Origin of the sequence: Catalinimonas alkaloidigena (genome assembly GCF_900100765.1) — a bacterium.
In the GTDB taxonomy this organism is placed as follows: domain Bacteria; phylum Bacteroidota; class Bacteroidia; order Cytophagales; family Flexibacteraceae; genus Mooreia; species Mooreia alkaloidigena.
The window spans coordinates 529,404-550,196 of the sequence record NZ_FNFO01000001.1 but is presented as its reverse complement, the minus strand read 5'-3'; the positions used below and the strand labels follow the sequence as shown (position 1 = coordinate 550,196).

The 20,793-nt window shown below is 56.9% G+C and carries 19 protein-coding genes; 13 read left to right on the top strand and 6 right to left on the bottom strand.

What is annotated here, in order from left to right:
* Nucleotides 1-66: 66 nt before the first annotated feature.
* Together BLR44_RS02045 and BLR44_RS02040 are read left to right on the top strand one after the other, a co-directional pair.
* Nucleotides 67-627, top strand: coding sequence for a Crp/Fnr family transcriptional regulator (locus BLR44_RS02045; protein WP_089678419.1), 561 nt, complete (start codon nt 67-69; stop codon nt 625-627).
* Nucleotides 628-683: 56 nt separating this feature from the next.
* Complete coding sequence (locus BLR44_RS02040) at nt 684-1,259, top strand: DinB family protein (RefSeq protein WP_089678417.1); 576 nt, start codon at nt 684-686, stop codon at nt 1,257-1,259.
* A 4-nt stretch (nt 1,260-1,263) separates the two neighbouring features.
* Here the strand turns inward: BLR44_RS02040 and BLR44_RS02035 are convergent, their stop codons facing one another.
* Both BLR44_RS02035 and BLR44_RS02030 read right to left on the bottom strand, forming a co-directional pair.
* Nucleotides 1,264-1,815 carry a hypothetical protein gene (locus BLR44_RS02035; protein WP_089678415.1) on the bottom strand — a complete coding sequence of 184 codons (552 nt, stop codon included), beginning with the start codon at nt 1,813-1,815 and terminating at the stop codon, nt 1,264-1,266.
* 340 nt (nt 1,816-2,155) lie between these two features.
* Nucleotides 2,156-3,769, bottom strand: a complete 1,614-nt coding sequence (locus BLR44_RS02030) for an FAD-dependent oxidoreductase (protein ID WP_089678413.1) — start codon at nt 3,767-3,769, stop codon at nt 2,156-2,158.
* 212 nt (nt 3,770-3,981) lie between these two features.
* Between BLR44_RS02030 and BLR44_RS02025 the strand changes: the two genes are divergently transcribed.
* From BLR44_RS02025 to BLR44_RS02015, 3 genes are all read left to right on the top strand, one after another.
* A complete protein-coding gene (locus BLR44_RS02025; protein ID WP_089678411.1) occupies nt 3,982-4,743 on the top strand; it encodes a MerR family transcriptional regulator in 762 nt (253 codons plus the stop codon).
* Between the two features lie 84 nt (nt 4,744-4,827).
* Nucleotides 4,828-6,594 carry a discoidin domain-containing protein gene (locus BLR44_RS02020; protein ID WP_089678409.1) on the top strand — a complete coding sequence of 589 codons (1,767 nt, stop codon included), beginning with the start codon at nt 4,828-4,830 and terminating at the stop codon, nt 6,592-6,594.
* Nucleotides 6,595-7,055: 461 nt separating this feature from the next.
* Nucleotides 7,056-7,412, top strand: a complete 357-nt coding sequence (locus BLR44_RS02015; RefSeq protein ID WP_143017064.1) for a hypothetical protein — start codon at nt 7,056-7,058, stop codon at nt 7,410-7,412.
* Nucleotides 7,413-7,516: 104 nt separating this feature from the next.
* Here the strand turns inward: BLR44_RS02015 and BLR44_RS02010 are convergent, their stop codons facing one another.
* Nucleotides 7,517-9,967 carry a zinc-dependent metalloprotease gene (locus tag BLR44_RS02010; protein WP_089678404.1) on the bottom strand — a complete coding sequence of 817 codons (2,451 nt, stop codon included), beginning with the start codon at nt 9,965-9,967 and terminating at the stop codon, nt 7,517-7,519.
* A 283-nt stretch (nt 9,968-10,250) separates the two neighbouring features.
* On the opposite strand from BLR44_RS02010, the gene BLR44_RS02005 reads away from it, so the two are divergent.
* From BLR44_RS02005 to BLR44_RS01980, 6 genes are all read left to right on the top strand, one after another.
* Nucleotides 10,251-12,461, top strand: a complete 2,211-nt coding sequence (locus tag BLR44_RS02005; protein ID WP_176955867.1) for a SpoIIE family protein phosphatase — start codon at nt 10,251-10,253, stop codon at nt 12,459-12,461.
* A gap of 84 nt (nt 12,462-12,545) precedes the next feature.
* Nucleotides 12,546-13,460 (top strand): WD40 repeat domain-containing protein, encoded by a 915-nt coding sequence (locus BLR44_RS02000; protein WP_089678401.1) that lies wholly within the window; start codon nt 12,546-12,548, stop codon nt 13,458-13,460.
* Nucleotides 13,461-13,522: 62 nt separating this feature from the next.
* On the top strand, nt 13,523-14,347 hold the full coding sequence (locus BLR44_RS01995; RefSeq protein WP_089678398.1) for a DivIVA domain-containing protein: 825 nt from the start codon (nt 13,523-13,525) through the stop codon (nt 14,345-14,347).
* Nucleotides 14,348-14,356: 9 nt separating this feature from the next.
* Entirely contained in the window at nt 14,357-14,746 is a 390-nt protein-coding gene (gene folB / locus BLR44_RS01990) for a dihydroneopterin aldolase (protein WP_089678396.1), read from the top strand.
* Between the two features lie 10 nt (nt 14,747-14,756).
* Nucleotides 14,757-15,626, top strand: coding sequence for a ChaN family lipoprotein (locus BLR44_RS01985; protein ID WP_089678394.1), 870 nt, complete (start codon nt 14,757-14,759; stop codon nt 15,624-15,626).
* Nucleotides 15,627-15,855: 229 nt separating this feature from the next.
* Nucleotides 15,856-16,503, top strand: coding sequence for a TlpA family protein disulfide reductase (locus BLR44_RS01980; RefSeq protein ID WP_089678392.1), 648 nt, complete (start codon nt 15,856-15,858; stop codon nt 16,501-16,503).
* Here BLR44_RS01980 and BLR44_RS01975 read toward each other — a convergent pair.
* The gene (locus BLR44_RS01975) at nt 16,480-16,803 is read right to left on the bottom strand and encodes a HesB/IscA family protein (RefSeq protein ID WP_089679087.1); all 324 of its coding nucleotides are present in this window, start codon (nt 16,801-16,803) and stop codon (nt 16,480-16,482) included. The two genes, BLR44_RS01980 and BLR44_RS01975, sit on opposite strands and share 24 nt — an antisense overlap.
* A gap of 110 nt (nt 16,804-16,913) precedes the next feature.
* On the opposite strand from BLR44_RS01975, the gene BLR44_RS01970 reads away from it, so the two are divergent.
* The gene (locus BLR44_RS01970; RefSeq protein ID WP_089678390.1) at nt 16,914-17,435 is read left to right on the top strand and encodes a DUF7935 family protein; all 522 of its coding nucleotides are present in this window, start codon (nt 16,914-16,916) and stop codon (nt 17,433-17,435) included.
* A gap of 94 nt (nt 17,436-17,529) precedes the next feature.
* Entirely contained in the window at nt 17,530-18,399 is an 870-nt protein-coding gene (locus tag BLR44_RS01965; protein ID WP_089678388.1) for a DUF3078 domain-containing protein, read from the top strand.
* A 46-nt stretch (nt 18,400-18,445) separates the two neighbouring features.
* Here BLR44_RS01965 and BLR44_RS01960 read toward each other — a convergent pair whose 3' ends face one another.
* The gene (locus BLR44_RS01960; protein ID WP_089678386.1) at nt 18,446-19,471 is read right to left on the bottom strand and encodes a histidine kinase; all 1,026 of its coding nucleotides are present in this window, start codon (nt 19,469-19,471) and stop codon (nt 18,446-18,448) included.
* Between the two features lie 624 nt (nt 19,472-20,095).
* Nucleotides 20,096-20,773 (bottom strand): oxidoreductase, encoded by a 678-nt coding sequence (locus BLR44_RS01950; protein WP_089678382.1) that lies wholly within the window; start codon nt 20,771-20,773, stop codon nt 20,096-20,098.
* Nucleotides 20,774-20,793: the final 20 nt, after the last annotated feature.

The window sequence follows — 20,793 nt, the reverse complement described above, 5'->3', positions numbered from 1 at the left end:
CACCCAGCCCGCCCTTGCCGCACCCCGCAGAATGGCTATCTTCGTTGCCGACCGTCCCGTTTCCCGATGCTCGCCACGCTGCTGCAACAGCACACCCAACTGACCCCCGACGCCATCGCGGCGCTGCTGCGTTTCTGGCAGAAGGAGGTTACTGTCGCGCGGGGCGATTTCCTTTCCCGGCGTGGGCAAGTGGAGCATCACCTCTACTTCGTACAGTCCGGGGCGCTGTGGCTCTCTTACCCCACCGAAACCGAAGACATCTGCGTGGGCTTTGCCTACGCGCCTTCGCTCATCTGTTCGTTTCCGTCGTTCATTGAAGGTCGCCCATCGGAATACAACATCCAGGCACTGCGCAAAAGTGAACTGCGCGGCATTACCCGCCACGATTTCTACGCTTTTATGCAAGAACATACGGCCCTGGCCGCGTTCTGGCACACGCAAATCGAGCGGGCGCTGCTGGGACGCATCGAACGGGAAATCGATCTGATGTTGCACGATCCGGCCCAACGCCTCGCCCGGTTGCAGGCCCGCAGTCCGCACCTGTTTCAGCTCGTGCCGCGCAAGTACATCGCCTCCTACCTGCGCATGACGCCCGAAACCCTGAGCCGCATCCAGGCGCAATCTTGATTTCAATCAAGGATCGGCACCTGTTGTCCCCCCTACCTTTGTCAAAAAAGAAACCCATGCCGTCTACCGATTTCCTCCGCGCCCTCCGCCTACAGGTCCGCACACAAACGGACCTTGTCCGCCGCGAATTTTCCACCCTTCCTCTCGAAATGCTGAATTGTCCGCCCGCGCCGGGCGCCTGGAGCATCCTGCAATGCCTCGACCATCTGAATCGCTACAGTCGCTACTACGTGCCGGTACTTGCACAGGCGTTGCACGGCCCAGCCGACCGCCCGATCCTCGAAGAAGTGAAGAAGAGCTGGCTGGGGAACTGGTCGATTCGGTCGGTCGCGCCGGAGAACCCGAAAAAACAGAAGACCTTCAAGCACATGGTGCCTCCGCAGGAGCCGCTGTCGCGCGATGTACTCACGACGTTCCTCCAGCAGCAGGAAGCGTTGTTGCACCTTCTCGATCTCGCCGAGGATGCCCCGCTGAACGCGCGTCGGGTGCCGCTGGAGTTCTTCCGGCTGTTGCGGCTGCGCACCGGCGAGGCTTTTGAGTTTGTGGTCACGCACCAGGAGCGCCATTTACACCAGGCGCTGCGCGCTAAACCGCAGGTGAGCGCTCCGGCAGCCCTGCACACGGTGGGCTAAGTACTCACAGTGGCGCGGGCAGCAGGTCTTTTTGTTGCAAGAGGGCTTTGAGCTTACGCCGGAAGTTGGCCTGTTGTCCGGAGTTGGGAAACTCGATGAGGTCGTCGTGGATGACCCGAAAGCCGCTGGCCCGCAACGTCGGCGCAATGGCCCGAAACACCACCGCCGAAATGATCACGATGGGCGTCGTAGGGCGGGCGATTTGGAGTAGAGTGCGGATCAGGTCCGGCAGGTGCTCCTGGTAAACTTTGGTCCGTGCGGCCGCCGTAAAACCCGGCAGAGGTCGGTCGACCGGGCTCATCAGAAAGTAGCCTTCGTCCTGCAAGCGTTCCAGAAAATACGGCTTTTCGGCCCGGAGCTGCTTCACCGTCTCAAACGCTTCTACTTCTTCCGGAAACAGGACTTTGATCAGCTCCAGAAACAGGCTGTCCCCTCGACGGACGTGCTCGAAGTAAAAATACCGTTCGTGTTGCGGGTCGGGCGGCGCTTCGGTGATGAACAAAACTTTGATGGGATCGGGCCGGTATTTTTCGCGCGCCTGCCAGAAGGTGGACATGGGAAGAATAGGTGAAGAGTTTAGAGTTATGAGTTTAGCGTTGAAAGCTTAAAGTATACCATTGTAAAACTAAAATGACGTATTGGCAGATGCCTTGCGCTCCTCTGTAGCGACGATTTTAACAGCGGTGGCGGGCGGCAGCAGCGGCCGGCCGTCTGTGCCGATCGCCCCATCGTTACGGACGAGCAACCGATGAATAAGTCATAAAATATCTATGACAGTATTAAAAGAGCAAAAAGCCGAACTTTGAACTTGAAGCTTTCAACGCTAAACTTTTTACGCACATAAAAAAGCGATCTCCCGGAGGAAACCGCTTTTTTGCTTTTTTTGATACCACAGGTTAGTGATGGGCGAAGTGCCGCTGATTGTCCTCCTGCGAGAGGCGATGCAGGCGGTCGATCCAATCGATCGGGCCTTGCAGTTCGGTGGCGCTGGGAACTTTGTTCAGGCGCATTAACTCTTCGATGGCGTCCACATCGGGGTCGCGGTTCACGCCCAGTACGGCCTTCAGTGCACCGTCTTTCACATAGTAGACCAGGAAACTTTCGTCGCCGACGTTGCCGTCGTGGAACGTGACGTCGTAGTCTTTCACGTGGCCCACGTACCGGATGTTGGTGCCCTGTTGCGCCGTCCAGAAAAACGGCACCGCCGTATACGCTTCTTTCTTCCCGGCCAGGTTGTGCCCGGCCACACGGCCCTGTTGGCAGGCCACACGCCAGTGTTCGATGCGCGCGTGGCTGTCGCGGAACGGGAACTGGACAATGTCGCCGGCGGCGTAACACCCGTTGGTCACCTTCAGGTAATTGCTGGCGATGAGGCCACCGTCGTCGGCTTTGTCCACCCCCTTGATGAAATCCGTATTGGGTTTGACGCCGATGCCCACCAGCACCAGATCGGCCGGTAGGGTTTCGCCACTTTCGAGGACGACGCCTTCGACCTGGCTGGTGCCTTTCAGTGCTTTGACCTTCGCACCAAGTTGGAAGGTGACGCCTTTTTGCTCGTGCAGGCCCTGAATCCACTTCCCGACCGCATCGCCCCAGACCTTCCCGAACGGGACTTCTTCGGGCGCGACGACCGTTACCGCACAGCCGTGTTTCTGCAGACCGGCCGCGCCTTCCAGGCCAATGAACGACGCGCCGATCACGACCGCCCGCTTCGCCTGTTGGGCCGCTTCGCGAATGGCTTTGCTGTCTTGCCACGAGCGCAGCGTGAAGACGTTTTTCAGGTCGCTTCCCGGCACCGGCAGCGTTTGCACTTTCCCTCCTGTACACATCACGATGCCATCGTAGCGGAGGGATTCACCGTTGGTAAACTTGATTTCCTTTTGCACGACGTCGACCTCCGTTACTTCTTTACCAAGCATCAACTCAATATCGTGCTGCCGGTAAAACTCCGGCGAGCGCAGGGGCATAGCGTTGTCGTCGGCTGCGCCCTGCAGGTACTGCTTGCTGGCTTTGGGCCGGTCGTAGGGCAGTTGTTCTTCCTTCGAAACAAGCACGACCCGGCCGGTGAAACCACCTTCCCGAATGGCTTCGGCGGCGTACGCTCCGGCCGCTCCACCGCCCAGCACCACGTGTACGGGCTGATCGCTCTTCTGTTGCGCCATCTCGGCGACCACCTCCTGGGGGGCAGGCTTCGGGACGCGCACCACCACGTCGTCACCCTCGGTGCGCACCGCAAACGTGGGCAGTCCGTCGCAGCCCGGTGGCTCCAGATGGCGACCGCTCCGTACGTCGAAACAGGAATGGTGCCACGGGCAAATTACCCGGCTTTCGTGCAACACCCCTTTGACCAAGGGCGCGCCGTAGTGTGTACACTTCGCACCCAACGCATAAAAATGATCTGGCAGGCGCACCAGCAGCACATCCGTGTCGCCGACTTTCACCTGTTTCATATCGCCGTTCGCGAGGTCCTCCACGCGGGCCACCGCAGCTTCCTGATATTCCTTTTCCATAAGTAAAAAGTTTGGTAAACAAATAGGTCCGCTCTTTTATGCAACGCAGTGAAACCCTGAAGGTTAAGGGCAGACGACTCTTATACGGATTTGCGCCGCCGCCTTCCGTCGTTTTCGAGCATCGTTCCCACTTTTTTCAAACTTTTTTCCCTTTTCGCTTGACTCTTACGCAACGTCAGCCCTTTTCTTTGTCCCTGGTTCTGAGAAAACGCATGGAAAAATACTCTGTCAAACGCCTGGCGCAACTGGCCGGGGTCAGCGTCCGCACGCTGCATCATTACGACCAGATCGGGTTGTTGCACCCCGCCGAGCGTGCCGAGTCGCGCTACCGTTATTACGGCCGGCCCGAGTTGCTGCGCCTGCAACAGATTCTCTTTTTCCGGGAGCTGGATGTTCCGCTGCACGCCATCAAACGAATTCTGGACGATCCGGCGTTTGACCAAGTCGACGCGCTGCGGTACCATCGCCACGAACTGGTGAAACGGCGGGATCGCCTCCAGCAACTTCTCCGGACCCTTGACAAAACCATTGCACAATTAACCCAACACGACATGATGACGGACGACGAACTGTACGCCGGTTTCTCCAAGGAACAAGCCACCGCGTACGACCAAGAGGCCAAAGAACGCTGGGGCGAAAAAGAAGTGGAAACCTCGAAAAATCGCCTGAAAGCCATGAACAAACAGGACTACGCCGCCCTGCAGCAGGAAGCCGAAGCGATAGGCCAGGAATTGGCCGCCCACCTGGATCAGGCACCGGACGCACCGGAAGTGCAAGCGCTGGTGCATCGCCACTACCGCTGGCTGGAACATCACTACCCCGTTACGGCAGAACGGTACCGCGGGCTGGCGAACCTGTACGTCGACGACGAGCGCTTCCGGGCGTTCTACGACCAACACCAGCCCGGTCTGGCCGTTTTCCTGAAACGGGCTATGGACCACTTCAGCGACACGGTGCTGGACAAAAAGTCGTAAGCCTGATTGACAATTGTAGCGACGGAATTAATTCCGTCGCTACGGTAAAAAACGCTAGCTTGGCCCGACTTATCCACCACACCTATGAAAGCCTTTCTTGGAGTCGGTTGCCTCTGGGCCGGGTTGGCACTGGCACAATCGCCTCACCCCACTACCTACTGCAACCCGATGGACATTGCCTATCGGTACAACTTCGAGCAGTTGAACGACAGCATCTCGTACCGCTCGGGGGCCGATCCGGTCATCGTGAACCACAGCGGGACGTATTACCTGTTCCTGACGCTAGCGGGCGGCTACTGGCAATCGAAAGACCTGGGCCACTGGACGTTCATCACGCCGAGTCGCTGGCCGTTCGAGGGGGTGGTGGCGCCGGCGGCGATTTCGGTACGCGACACCCTCTACCTGTTGCAATCGACCGATGCGCAGCGGCCCATTTTGTTTTCGACGGCTCCCGAAACAGGGCGGATGGAGTTTTATAACCGGTGGTTGCCCGCCCTGCCCCGCGTGGTTCCCTACATGATCGGGGCGTGGGACCCGGCTTTTTTCTACGACGAAGACCGGGACGAATGGTACCTCTACTGGGGTTCGTCGAACGACCTGCCGCTGTTCGGCATTCGGCTGGACAAGCGCAAAAACCTGGCCTATACCGGCGATCCGGTGCCGCTACTCGAACTGCATCCCGACGAGCACGGCTGGGAACGCTTCGGCTACGACCACCGCGACACGATCCGGCCGTTCAAGGAAGGGGCCTGGATGACGAAATACCGCGGCAAATACTATTTGCAGTACAGCGGCCCCGGCACCGAATACAACGTCTACGCCAACGCTACCTACGTCGGTGACGCGCCGCTGGGACCGTTCCGCTACGCGCCTTACAATCCGATCTCGTACAAACCGGGTGGGTTTATGACCGGCGTAGGCCACGGCAATACGTTCCAGGATCACTACGGCAACTACTGGAACACGGGCACGCCCTGGATCGCCGTCAACTGGAACTTTGAACGGCGCATCGCGATGTTTCCGGCGGGCTTTGATGCCGACGACGAATTGTACGTCAACACGCGCTTTGGCGATTTTCCGCACTACCTGCCCACGAAGAAATGGACCACGTCGGACGAGTTGTTCACGGGATGGATGCTGCTTTCGTACCGCAAGCCCTGCACCGCCTCCTCGACGCTCGACACCATGCAGGCCAGCCGCGTCACCGACGAAAATCCGCGTACGTTCTGGGTGGCGCAACACAACCGGGAAGGCGAATGGCTGCAACTCGACCTGCAACGGGAAATGGAAGTGCGGGCGGTGCAAGTCAACTACACCGACTACCGTTCGAATCTGTACAGCAACGACTCTAACGTGGTCTACACACAGTTCCGCCTCTCCCACTCGCGCGACGGACGCACCTGGCAGCCGCTCGCCGACCTCACCCACGACCGACGCGACCGGCCTAATGCCTACGTCGAGTTGGAGCAACCGGTCCGCACCCGCTACCTGCGGTACGAACACGTCTATGTCGGGTCGCCTCACCTCGCCATCAGCGATTTCCGGGTGTTCGGCTACAGAACCCCAGACCGCCGGAAACCGCCGAAAATCCCCACCCGCTTTATGGCGATCCGCGACCAGGATGCCCGCAATGTATTCGTCAGTTGGAAGGCAGTGCCGGGTGTGGTCGGGTACAACATCCGGTGGGGCATCGCCTCCGACAAGCTCTATCAGGCGTACCAGATTTTTGCCGACCAGCCCACGCAAAAAGAGATCCGCGCCCTGAACATCGGGCAGGCGTATTATTTCGCCATCGAGGCGTTCGACGAAAACGGCGTTTCGTCCCTCAGCGAGGTGGTACATGTACCGTGACTTCTGCCCGGTTTTTGCGGTGTCGCGTAACATATGCCTTTCTTCCATCGCTTCTTCCTCAAACGCCTTAAGCCCTTCGGGCGTAGTCCCTTTTCTCATCCCTTGCGCCTGCATCTGTGCGATCAACATCCGGAAGTGGCCCAGGCGCTGGTCAGGCCGCCGAACAGATGCTGACGGCTTACGTGATGATAATGCGGGGGCATTGGCAGGAGATAGTACATCCGTCGCTGGCACCGTACAGAAAATCAGGGCAGTAGCGTTGAGAAGATGACGCGATGCTGAAAAACTGAAAACTTTGGCATTTCTGTTACATCGCCTTGAGATTCTATCCCCTTTTTCCGTTCTTAATTCACCAAAACCAATCCACCAATTAACCAAACCGGACGCTGCCGTTAGAAGAGAGATCCCCAAAAAACCACCCGATTGCACATCCTTCTCGGGGTAGCTCCGTATGAAAAGACATGGAAAATAATGTAAATGTCATGGATCAAAACGTGACGATCTCGTGTAAATGTCCGACCTGCGAAGGCGAAGGCCTTACACCTTCCAGCCTTTCCTTTTTGAACGAAACGCCTGCCGATGCACCAGAGCCTTGCCCCGATTGTCATCTGACCGGGAAATGGCAAATCAGCGTAACGCCGGTCGCAGCCTTACAAATCGATGACTTGGTCAACCCTTATTATAAAATTGCGGAGTTCGAAGAAGACTCGCGCGCATTTTTGCGCTATAAACTCGCAACCGAAGCCATGGTAGAAGGGCACCTTGATCCGCTTCGTGCGCAAAAAGTCATGGATAATTTCGATGCTTCTAAATCGTAATACCGCGGGTGAGGGGCTTTTCCTCGCTTCGTTGGCCTAAAACAAAACGGCTCGGTACTGGTAGGTGCCGAGCCGTTTTGTTTTGATCCGTGCTTGTACAGGCTTTAATTGCCGCAGGCGTCTGATCCGATCGGAGAGCCATCCGGAATACGCGCGGGAGAAGGGAGTTCCAACGCCTGTGGGTAGCGCTCAAACTGCTCGATTTGCGCAAGGGCGTAGTAGCTCAATGCATTTCCGGCACGGATGTGTCCGTTTTTCAGGTCGGTTTTCAGGCGTGAGAGTTCGTAGCCCGCGATGGCCCGTACGCCTGCGGTGGCGGTGGCGTTGGTGGCCAGCTTCAGCAACCGATCGAGCACCTGTTGATTGACGACTTCCTGCACCGCCCCCGCATAACCTGTTGCTTTTCCGCTGCGCCACGTGGCGTCCAGAAGTGCCGTGACTACCTCCGTGAAGTCGGGTAGCGAGGCCTCGACCGCGTGGTGCGCTTCCAGCCGGGCAGCCCGCTCGGGATGCAACAGCAACGACAACGTCAGGTCGGCGGCCGCAGCGGCCGGAGCCAGTTGGTCGAACGTCAGTCCGGTACTGCCTTCGAACACTTCGCGGTAATTGGCCCGATACCCGAACGGTCGCGGCGGAATCAGCTTCTGAACCGAGGGCGGCAGCGCGAGTACGCTTGGGCTCAAGGTTTTGAGTAATTCGGCCAGCGCCTTACGCTGGACATCGCCCGCCACAAACGCCAGGGGTTCCTGCCCGTCGCCCCGCAGGGCGTACGTGTAGCGCATCCCGCCCACCACTTTGGCCGCGGCTTCGGCCTGGTAGCGATGAAACAGATACAGGGGCACGAGTACCTCTTCGAGGGTTGCCAGCGGCGTACCGACCGGGATTTTCTGCGCTCCAAACTGTTTCAGGGCAATTTCGCGTACGCGCAACACGTGTTGCAGTTCCTCGACCGCGCTCGCTCCATTGTCCCACAAGTGCACGGCCGGGTGCGCACTGCCCAGCGGACGGGCGTCCTGGTCCGTCAGGAAGTGGAGCCCGTTTTTCTGGTTATCCTGGATGAGCTGTGCCAGGGCATCGGCCTCGTCGGTCCCTTCCGGAAACTGCGCATAGGCGTAGCGAATGGCCGCCTTGTCCCAGTCACCGATGCCCGTAGCGTAGGCGTCGGACAAGTCGAGGGTACCGTTGTTGTTGATCTTCACGACCGGATGGGGATAGTCCATGACCGAAGCGCGGCTCTCGGTACTGGCGATGAAGTTATGGGGCAAACCCAGGGTGTGTCCTACCTCGTGAGCGGCCAGCTGGCGCAGGCGCGCCAGCGAGAGTTGGAGCATTTCTGCCGACACGGGTTTGCCCGCCTGGTAATCGGCCACGAGTCCCTGCGCAATCAGGAAATCCTGCCGCACCCGCAGCGAACCCAGCGTGACTTTCCCTTTGATGATTTCGCCCGTACGCGGATCGACGATCGACATACCATACGACCACCCGCGCGTGGAGCGGTGCACCCACTGGATCACGTTGTAGCGCACGTCCATCGGGTCGGCATCTGCCGGCAACAGTTCCACCCGAAACGCATTGCGGAACCCGGCCGCTTCGAACGCCTGATTCCACCAGGCGGTTCCTTCCATCAGGGCCGACCGGATGGGTTCGGGCGTGCCGGGATCGAGGTAGTACACAATGGGCTCGACGGGCTCACTCACCGCCGCCGACGGATCTTTCTTTTCGAGGCGATGGCGCGTGATGTAACGCTTTTCCAGGGGCTGGTCGATGGGCGTGGCGTAGTCGTAAAAGCTGATGGAGTTGACACCCGCACGCGGGTCGAACGGGCGGGGCTGGTAGCCGTCGTCGGGCAGTTCGACAAACGAATGGTGCTCGCGTACGGTAAATGCCTCGGACGAGGGCACCACCGAACGCACGTACGCGCCGGCCTGCGACCCGGTGAAGGTCACGGTCACTTCGAACTCCGTATTTTTCGGAAAGGCTTTGGAGCGGGGCAGGTACAGGGCCGACCGCGTAGCGTCGAACTGGTATTTCCCCTGTTTCATTTCGCCGATGTCGTCCGGAATGTGCAACGCATCGCGCATCAGGAACGGCGTAGCGTCTACCATTACGGTCCCTCCCTGTTCTGAAGTGACGTCGAATCCCCACAGCACCGACTCGGCAAACGCTTCCTGCACCGCCAGCCGTTCGGCGGCGTTTTCGCTCAGGGCGCGGTAATTCTGGTTGGGTTCTACCATCAGCACCTTGGGCCCCACGCGCCGGAACTCGACGACGTGTTCGCCCCCCAACCGCCCCCGGTCTAGGCCCAGGTCGTTCGAGCCCATGCCTGAGGCCAGCGAAGTGTAGTACAGAAGCGGCGTGTCGAACCGGCCGATCTCCAGCCAGACTTTCCCTTTCTTTTCGTCCCAGTAGAACGTGAGAAACCCTTCGGCTTTCTGCATCCCCTCGGTAGAGAACGCGGGCGGATTGGCGGCAGGCGCCTGTTTTTTCTTTTGGGCATAGCCCGAGGAGAAGACGGCACTCAGGAGTGTCGCCACAAGAAGTACTCTAATGTGCATAGAAGATGATGAAAAGTACACGGAAACTAGTGAGGCTACAGCGGTGGCAGGACTACTAATGTAAGCGGGAATCGGTAAAACCCTTTCCGTTTTGCGGTCGTTTTTCCAAAAAATATGCTTATTTAGATTGCAGAACCTTACAAGGGCTGAGTAACTTTACCTTTCACTGACGCTCACGCACGTACCGCAGGCGGACCTCATCGCGCGCTGCAATGCTACCAACATGGGATTTTTCACGGCACCACTTAATTATGCACTGACCCGTACTGCTACAGAGTCTCCCATGGCCCTCGTCTCACTAGACGGACAAATTCAGTTCGTAAACCACGCGTTTGGAGAGGCGTTTGCCATGCAGGTTGCCACGCTAAATGCCCAGGGGGGCATGGAGGTGCTGTGCGACGCGGCCCTGTTTGACCGGGTGTGCACGGAGTTGCAAAGGGGTGCACCGTCTCTGACGCTGCCCATGTGGCAAGGGACGCCGCCGCAGGAATACCAGGTAGAGTGGAGTGCGTTGTATACGCCCACGGGGCAGTTGCAACACATTCAGGTGACCTGGAAAAGGCAGGAACAGGCCACAACCATTACGCTTAGCCGGGAGCACTTGCTCAAGCTGGATCACATTCGCACGCTGATCCTGAGCTCGGATAACCTGATTTGTGAATTGACTGCCGACGGAGCTTACTCGTACGTGTCCGACTCGGTGACTACTCTGTTGGGCTATCAACCCAAAGAACTGCTCGGCAAAACGGTGTACGATTTTATGCACCCCGAAGACCTGATTCGCGTGCAGGAAACTGCCGCCAAGAGTCTGGCCGCGCAGGAACCCATGTACCGGGAAGTCTACCGGCTCTTGCACCAATCGGGCGAATACGTCTGGGTAGAAACCAGCACGCGGTTGCGGTTTTACAAGGGCACCGTGACGAGCATGGTGTCCAGCATGCGCAGTGTCGACCAGCAAAAGAAACTGGAGCGGCGGCTGCGCGAGAGCGAGCAACTGTACCGGACGGTGGCGCGGCACTACCCCAATGGGTCCATCAGCCTGATCGAGCCCGACTACCGCGTTACCTTCATCGACGGACAGGAATTGAGCCAGGGCGGCTTGAAACAACACGCGTTTCTGAACCATACGGTTTTCGACCTCTTCAACGAGGGACACGATACCCTGCGCGAACAATTGGCGCGCGCGTTTGCCGGAGAAGCCGTTTCTTTTGACCTCAAGCAGCAGGACCAACACTTCACCCACCACCTGGTGCCGGTGTTCGACGAACACGAGGAGGTGGCTTATCTGCTGGACGTCGCGCACAACATCACCGACCGCGTCAAGGTGAGCGAGGCAGTGGAGACGCAACGACAGTACCTGCGGCAAATCATCGACGCGGTGCCGAGTCCCATCTTTGTGCGTTCGACCGAAGGCGTGCTGCTGCTGGCCAACCAGGCCGTAGCCGACCGGTTGGGCCGCAGCATCCATGAGCTGGAAAACAACACGGACTGGCTGGCTGAATACGATCCCAATCAGATCACCTTGTACTTGGAGTTCGACCAGCAGGCGCTCCAACAACAGCGGACCGTATCGCGCGAAGAGACCGTTACCGACGCACATGGCGAAATACGTCATTACCTCACGATCAAAAAGGCACTGCACCTTCCTTCCGGTGAACAGCAGATCCTGAGTGTGGCGACCGACATCACGGCGCTGAAACAGTCGGAAAACGAGCTTCGTGACAAAAACGAGGTGCTTAACATCGCCTTAGCGCACATCGAGAAGGAAGACCTGCGCAAAACCCAGCAGCTGGAAGAAGCGCGCCAACTGCAACGGGCCATCATTCCACGGCGGGTACCGCAAACGACCCACCTGGATCTGGTTTTTTATCAGCAACCCGCACTGGAAGTAGGAGGCGATTATTTTGATTATGCGCAACACACCGACCGCGATCTGACTTTGGTACTGGGAGACGTGACGGGACACGGCATGCGTTCCAGCCTGTTGGGCGTAATGGTCAAGAGTTACTTCCAAACCCTGGCCTCGCAGCACGACACCCCTCAGGTGATGCAGCAGATCCACCGGGCCATTCGTAACCTGAACCTGCGCGGGATGTACATGGGGCTGCAACTGTTGCGCATCACAGATTATACGCTTTCCCTGACCACCGCCGCCATGCCGCCCCTCCTCTGGTACCATGCCCGGACGCAGGAGATTTCGACGCTGATTCGTCCCGGGTTATTTTTGGGCGTACAGGACGACCAGAACTTCATCGAAGAGCAGCACACGCTCGAAAGTGGCGATTTGCTGATTGCGTTGACGGACGGACTCCTGGAGCGCTTCAATGCAGATGGCCAGATTTTTGGGTTGGCGCGACTGAAACAGGTCATCCTGACGGTAGCCGATCAAACTCCGGAGGCCATCAAAGAGCACCTGCTGGCTACCAACGAAAGCTGGGGCGGCAATGCCACGCCGCACGACGACATCACCTTCCTGGTGGTCCGGATGCGGTGATGCCGGGACGCGACTCGGAAGATTCCTCCCTGCAACCGTAAATGCGGCTTCGGCCTACGGCTCCGCACCCTATCTTTGCCAGTCATGAAAATTCAGGTTACCCGACAGGCTACGTTCACCGGCCACCGCGACTGCGTCTACACCGTGGCGCCCGGTCCTACTCCTACTTCGTTCTTCTCTGCCGGCGGCGACGGCCTCGTCGTCTTGTGGGATCTGGAAAAACCGGACCAGGGTCAGTTGATCGCCCAGTTGCCTACGTCCGTTTATGCCCTTCACTACCGCCCGGACCTTGACCTGTTGCTGATCGGGCAAAATTTTGAGGGCATTCACGCCATTCGTGTGAAAGAGCGGCAGGAAGTAAAGTCGGTAAAAATCACCGGCGCCGCCCTGTTCGACCTCCAGACGGCCGGCGATGCCGTATTTGCCGCCACCGGCGACGGTTACCTGCTGCGCCTCGACCTGCGCACCCTGACCGTGAAAAAAGCCCTGCAAGTCAACGAAAAAAGCGCCCGCGCCATTGCCCTGCACCCGACCCGCTCCGAACTGGCCGTGGGTTATAGCGACCATACCATTCGCATTCTAGCGCCCGACTCACTGGAGGTGCTGCATACGCTGGACGCGCATCAGAATTCCGTATTTACGGTGCAGTATACCCCCGACGGCCGTTCGCTGCTCTCGGGCAGCCGCGATGCACACCTCAAGCGGTGGCGTGTCGACCGGCAGTACGCCTTCGACCAGCAGGTAGTCGCGCACATGTACGCCATCAACCACCTGACGTTCAGCGCAGACGGACGCTACTTCGCGTCGGCCAGTATGGACAAGTCCATCAAGGTGTGGGATGCGGAAACGCTCCGGCTGCTGAAAGTCATCGACCGGGCACGACACGCGGGCCACGGCACCTCCGTCAACAAGTTGTTGTGGCTCCCGGGAGACCTGCCGCTGGTTTCGGCCAGCGACGATCGGACCCTGTCGGTCTGGCAACTCGATTTTTTCAATTAACCTGCGGTTTTACGTAAATTCGCGTAATTTCCGTCTTTTAACAGATTCTCATCCAAACAGTTATGAACATCACTCCCTTAGAGATACGTCAAAAGCAATTTGAGCGGGTTTTTCGTGGGTATAGCAAGGAAGAGGTAGATGCGTATTTGGCGTCGCTTTCACAAGCTTGGGAAAAGATGCTCGACGAACAACGGGAGCTCCGGCTGAAAACGGAAACGCTACAACAAGAGGTACACAAGTTACGCGAGATTGAAAACTCGCTGTTTAAGACCTTGAAAACGGCTGAGGATACCAGTCATAACATCATCGACCAGGCGCAGAAAAAGTCGGATCTGCAACTGCGCGAAGCCCAGCTCAAGGTCGATGCGCTGTTGAAAGACGCTCGCTGGAAAGCCAAAACCATTGTGGAAGATGCTGAGGACGAGGCCAAACAAACCTACACCCGCTTGCAACGGGAGGTGCAGGCGCTCGAGCGGGAGTATAACACGTTGGAATCGTATCGCGATAATTTGCTGAACGAGTTCAAGAATCTGGCGAAAGATGCCATTAGCCGCGTAGAGCGGGCGGAGATGAAAAGCGCCAAAGCTTCACTGGAATTTGCGCGGACCGCGGCACTCTCGCTTTCGTCTCACGACGATGTGGAGGAATCCCGGGAAGAACCTAAACCTAGCCGCAGGCTGCCCGAGGTGCCGGAAGTAACCGCCCAGGAAACGCCGGAACCCGAACGCCCCACCCCCGATGCACAGGTGGAAGAAGAACTGCCGGAAGCGGAGACGGAAGAAGATCATGACACGCCGGAACCTGCAACGCCGGAACCCGACGCAACACAGCCCCAGCCCCCCCACCGCTCCAAATCAGGCGGTTCGTTTTTCGATCAGCTGGGGTAATATAACCTTATGGATCAGTCGCCTGCCCCCACCTACCATGCCATTACGCTGGAAGGCATGGAGTTTTATGCGCATCACGGATTCTACGAAGCGGAACAGCAGCTGGGCAACCGGTATACGGTCGACGTTACACTGGTGACTGACTTCACCGCAGCCGCCGACGAGGACGATCTTACGGGTACGCTCAACTACGAAACGGTCTACCGCATCGTGGCTGAAGCCATGGAACAACCCTCGCGCCTGCTGGAGCACGTGGCCCGGCGGATTCTGAACCGCCTGCAACAAACGTTTCCCACCGCACAGCACGGTGAAGTGCGTATTGCCAAACACAATCCTCCCCTCGGCGGGCTCTGCCAGTTGGCACGCATCACGCTCCGGCAGTCGTTTCTCTCGCAGTAATTTTCAGGGTATGAAAACGCTTTTCCGACTCGTCTGTCTTTCCCTCCTGCTGGTCAGCACCGCTTCCACGCCCCCAATGGCCTATCGCTGGTTCAACGCACAGGGAGAACCCGCCGCCTGGGAAACGCTTGTGTCGCAAGCCGCCGCAGCCGACGTCGTCCTGTTCGGAGAATTGCACAACAACGCCATCGCGCACTGGTTTCAGGTGCGCCTCCTGCAAGAACTTCACGCCCAGCACGGGAACCAGCTGGTGCTGGGGGCCGAAATGTTCGAAGCTGACGATCAGGTTGTGCTGGACGAGTACCTGGCAGGATGGATTACCGACCAGCACCTCGCTACCGAAGCTAAACTCTGGAAGAATTACGCAACCGACTACCGGCCTCTGGTCGACTACGCGAAAGAACATACGCTACCATTCGTCGCCACGAACATTCCCCGGCGGTACGCGTCGCTGGTGGCGCGCCAGGGGCTTCCGGTGCTGGATAGCCTTTCTGCCGAAGCACGCCGGTGGATTGCCCCCTTGCCGTTGACGATCGATCCGGAGTTGCCCGGCTATCGCCAGATGCGGGAGATGATGGGCGGCGCGCACGGCAGCAATGCCGACCAGATGGTGGCGGCCCAGGCCATCAAAGACGCAACCATGGCGCATTTCATCGCGCAACACCGGCACGCAGGGCAAACGTTTCTGCATTTCAATGGTGCTTACCATTCGGATCGCCACGAGGGCATCGGGTGGTACCTACGTCAAACAGCTCCTACGCTGAAGATCCTCACCATCAGTACGGTAGAGCAATCGCAACTCGATTCGTTGGCACAGGCAAACCAACAGGTTGCCGACTTCGTGCTGGTCGTGCCGGACGATATGACCAAGACCCACTAGTGAGGTTGTGCCGAGCGCTTCCCTCTCTCCCATTGCTTTTCCTGAGCGTCCCCGCCTTTTTTGGTAAAGACTCGAACGATGGTTTACCCGTCCGAGGAGCACTGATCCGCGCTCTATTTCTAACTAGATGATACTCTTAATCTTACGTAGGTGATTTCGGGAGAAACAGGCACTATTTCCATTGGGCTACAAAGTGTTATAATTGTCTTTACTTTAGACACTTTGTACCATGCATACTCGTCGATTAGCACTTTTGCTATCGCTCGTTGCCTGCCTAACCACTGCGTTTGTGCTGCGCCAACGGTATCGCCTCTACAAAGCTCCTACTACGCTGGCGCTTTCTGTACCCGCTCCCCTTTCAGCGCGGCCCGTCACCCTGGCACCCTTCATTGAACAACGTCATCATCGGCCCGTATTCGTTCAGTTCTTCGATCCGGACTGTCAGTACGCGCGATTCACGATGAAAGAAATGGGAACCCTCGTCGAAAAGTATGGTGACGAAGTAGATTTTTATGTAGTGCTGGTCAGCGAGCCCGATAAGGCTGCGCAAGCGGAGGAATATTTCTTGCGACGCTACGACCTGAATGTACGTTTGGTGAACGATCCGACCAACGCGTTGGCGGCCCAGTGTGGCGTCCGAGCGTCGCCCCAGGCCCTTTTGCTGGATGCGCAAGGGCAGCTGTTTTACCGGGGAAATTTCAACATAGCGCCGTTCAGCACCGATACGCAGACCGCTTATGCCTATCAGGCCCTAGTAGCGCTGCTGAACCAGCGCCCGCTGGAAGTCCCGCAAGAAGCATGGACCGAACCGACCGGCTGCCGGCTGCCGCTGGAACGACAGCAACTCGATCGGTCACTCAGTTGGTTCGACCTCTGAGCCAGGGCGTTGGAACGTAAATCCCCGCGCGTTGCTGCCGTCCTCAAAGTCAATTTCTGTCCCTAACAGATACATCACGTGGCGTTTCTCTACCACAATCTGTAGATCGTCCTGCACGTAACACTTGTCGCTTGCCTTAGGTGTATCGAAGCCCAATACGTACGAAAGTCCTCCGCACCCACCACCCCGCACCCCCACCCGCAAGGCGTAGTCGGAAGGGATGTTCTTGAAGGTAATGATCTTACGAATTTCCTCCAGAGCCACCGGCGTAATGGTCACCGGAACGAGCGTATCGTGCATAATCGTCAACTTTGGTACAGCAAAATAGACTCCTGCCAGGCGAAACAACAAAAACCGCATCGCTTTAATTTCCAGGAAGTTCCTATTTTTACGCCGCCCGATTCGATCACATGGAAGTATTCGTCGAATTTCTCAAGATTTTATTGCCCGCCGCCGTAGTCCTGTACGGCATGTACCTGACAGTTCAATCATTTCTTTCGAAAGAGACTGAAAAGCGTCTGATTGAAATTCGTTCCCGCAACACCGAGACCATCATTCCGGTGCGGCTACAAGCCTACGAGCGCATCTGCCTCTTTCTGGAACGGATCTCTCCTCACAACCTGGTGTTACGCGTCAACAACCCGGCCTACAACGCATTGCAGTTGCAACAGCGCATGGTGGCCGATATCCGCGAAGAATACAACCACAATTTGTCGCAACAAGTGTACATGAGCGACGAAGCCTGGCTGTTTGTTAAAAACGCTATGGAGGAAGTCATCGGGCTGATCAACACGGCGGCCAGCGAAATTGAAAAAGAAGCACCCGCCGTCGAACTGGCCAAGCACATCTTCGAGAAGATTGTCAGCCGCCAGGAAGACCCGACCTCCCGCGCCTTGCATTTTGTTAAAGATGAGATCCGGCAGATCTTCTGATCTGCCCCTCCTCGCTACGGTTCGTACCTACCCCTTTTCATTGGTTGTTCATCACAGCATCCGCTGTATTTCTGTCATCCTACCCCTGAATCTCATGAAAAAACTGTTCGTTCTTTCGCTGTTTTTCCTGGTATGTGCAGTGCAGGCACAAGATACCGACACTACGTATTGGAAACGATCCCTCAAGATCGGACTCAATTTCAACCAAGCCGCCTTCAGCAGCAACTGGAAAGCCGGGGGCGTGAATTCAATTGCCCTGGGCTCGCTGTTCCAGACCACCGCCAATTACGAAAAAGACAAAGTATCGTGGAACAACATTGTTGATCTGCAATTCGGTGTGGTACGCAACCAGGGCCAAGGCGTCCGGAAAACCGCCGACCTACTGTTCCTCGACACCAAAGTGGGGCGCAATCTGTCAGAAAAATGGGACTTGTTCGCGGCTGTGAACTTCATCTCCCAGTTTGCGGCGGGGTATAAATATCCGGCCAACGAGCCCCGACAAAAGATATCGGATTTTCTGGCCCCGGCCTTTCTTACGGCCGCTTGGGGATTTGACTACAAACCGGTAGACTACTTTCACATCCGGTTTAGCCCCTTCGCGCCCCGCCTGACGATTGTCAACGACACGTCACTGTACCGGAATGTACCTCAGAACTACGGCGTGGAAGTTGGGGAAAAGACGCGTATGGAGTGGCTCGCCACACAAATTCTGGCTGAACTTGATAAAAATCTGGCGGATAATCTCAACCTGAAAGCACGCTACCTCCTCTTTGCCAACCTGGAAACGTTTGGCTTCAAAACCATTGACCACAGGCTTGACGTCGCGTTATCGGCCAAAATTACCAAGTACATCGACGTAAGCCTGACGGGGATTATACTCTATGATTCCGACCAGGACGCGAACATACAGGCAAGCCAGACGCTAGCGTTGGGTCTGTTGTACGCAATTCCAGCCAAGAAGTAAATCTTCAGTCTCCTTCCGCGTTGCGGTTCTCCCGTGGCGCGGAAGGCTAAGTTCCAAGGTCTTCGCGCGGCAGCAAGGGCAACCGCGCAACAAAGCGCTCGTGCTCCGGGCCAAAGTGTGGCAAACGTGGGGTGATAAACTCATAGCGCGCACGCAGGTTGCTCAATCCGATGCCCGTCGACTCTCCCTCGGGTTCTCGTGGTTGAAGGTTATTCGCGATCACCAACTCGTTCCCTTCTACCTGCATGGTAACACGCAGCGGATGTTCACCCGACACCACATTGTGTTTGATGGCGTTTTCGACCAACAGCTGTAAGGCCAACGGAGGCAGATAACACGCATACGCTTCGGCCGGAACGTGCATTTCCAACTGTAGGTTATTGCCAAACCGAATGCGTTGCAGGAACAGATACGACTCCATAAACTGCAGCTCCTGCCGCAATGGCACAGCCGTTTGTCCCTTCTGTTGCAGTACGTAACGGTACACGTCCGTCAGTTTGTAGATAAATTTTTCGGCCGTGGGCGGATCTTTCAACACCAGCAACGACAATGCATTGAGGCAGTTGAACAGAAAGTGGGGGTTGATCTGGTTTTTGAGAGACTCAAACTGAGACAACAGATTTTCTTTCTGCTGGCGCTCTGCCTGCACCAACAGGCGATTTCGCTCTTTGATCAACGCTCGGTTCTCGTGTTCGAGCTGGTAGGCACGCAGGGCATTACGAATGGTGACCTCCAATTCGTTCAGTTTCCAGGGCTTGGTGATGTAGCTGTGGACCTTCCCCTTGTTAATGGCCGCGATGATCGAATCCACGTCGCTGTAGCCCGTCAGCACCATCCGTACGGTATCGGGGTGTTTCTCTAGCACTTTCTCCAACAACTGAACACCGGTCATCCCGGGCATCCGCTGGTCGGTGATGACCAACGCAATCGGCTCTTGCTCCATCAACTCCAGCGCCTCTTGCCCCGTTTGCGCCGTAAAGACCTGATACTCTTTTCGAAACGTTGCGTGGAACGAGAAGAGATTGTGCCGCTCGTCGTCGACGTAAAGAATGTTAAACGGAGACTTGCTCATGCAGCGAAGGTAGAACAAATCGGCATGAGACCGCTAGCGGAAGCGCCGATCGTCGCGTTCTGAAGCCATCGCTTGTTACTCGGTCGATCGTGTGGTGAAAGTTGCCAGGACGAAGCTTCCGACCGCGACAGCAAGGCAAATGGCACCGATCAGGTCGTTCCCCCTCCCGAAGCTAATTAACGCCCTGACGCCCAACAGGCTCCCCAAAAAAATGTATCCTTTCCAGTTTTCCCAAAACGTAGTTTTGGGGTCCGAGCGCTCTGTCTTTAGTCGATCCCAAACATGCCGTTGCTCTTCCATCGTTTCTGTACCCTCCTGATTTCTCCGGAAAGATGGTACGTACGAAACTGCGTTGCTCTTCTTTTTGAGGGATGGTCTTGCATGACGTTAATTTCATAAATATCGCATCCGATTTTACCGAAGATCTGCAATGCCGTACGTCCCCTACGGCAAAAGAGGGGCTTTTTTAAATAACGTCAGGCCTCACATCCACCACGCACGCGTCTAAAAGCAAAGCCTGCGGTCGGCACGTTGCTATAGGAGGCTTTCTAAACGTTTTTTGCAGCTGGAAATACAGAGCATTTTTGGGGTTTTGAATGTTATCTTACATCTTACCCCTTTAGCTTAGGTCGCGGGCGTAGCGTTCACCAAGTCTTTGATCTGATCGGTAAAGAAAATATGCACGCCCGGCCGCGTCCCTGCCGCGGCGCGGACCATCGCTTCCCCTACGGTGTGGGCCCGGATCGCCTGGTATTTACGCAGGGAACCCGTCATCAACGGTTCCAGCACGTTCAACACACGCTCTGACGTTTTCTCGGCTTTTCGCTCTTCCTGACGGTCGCCAACCAGCAACGAAGGGCGGAAGATGTACAACTCCTCGAAACCGAATTGCTGGAGCTGCGCTTCCATGTTACCTTTAACGCGTGTATAGGGAATGAGCGAGGTGGCGTCGGCCCCTAATGCGCTGACCACAAAGAATCGGGTAGCGCCCTGTTGCTGAGCCAACTGCGCCGTAATGGTTACGTATCCGTGGTCTACTTTCCGGAAGTTTTCCTGAGAACCGGCCTGTTTGATGGTGGTGCCTAAGCAACAAAAAGCATCGTCACAGGCGAAGAACTCGGGGGTTTGGGCGGCGCGGTCGAAATCAATAAGGTGCTGCGTTAGTTTGGGATGGTCGAGCGGCAGGCGACGGCGTCCGAGGCTGACGACCGACTCGTAAAGACTAGAGGCCAACAGAGCTTGCAGACAGTGGCCTCCCACCAGACCGGAGGCGCCTACGATCAACGCTTTTTTCTTTTCCATACCCGCTTATACGGGCCTGT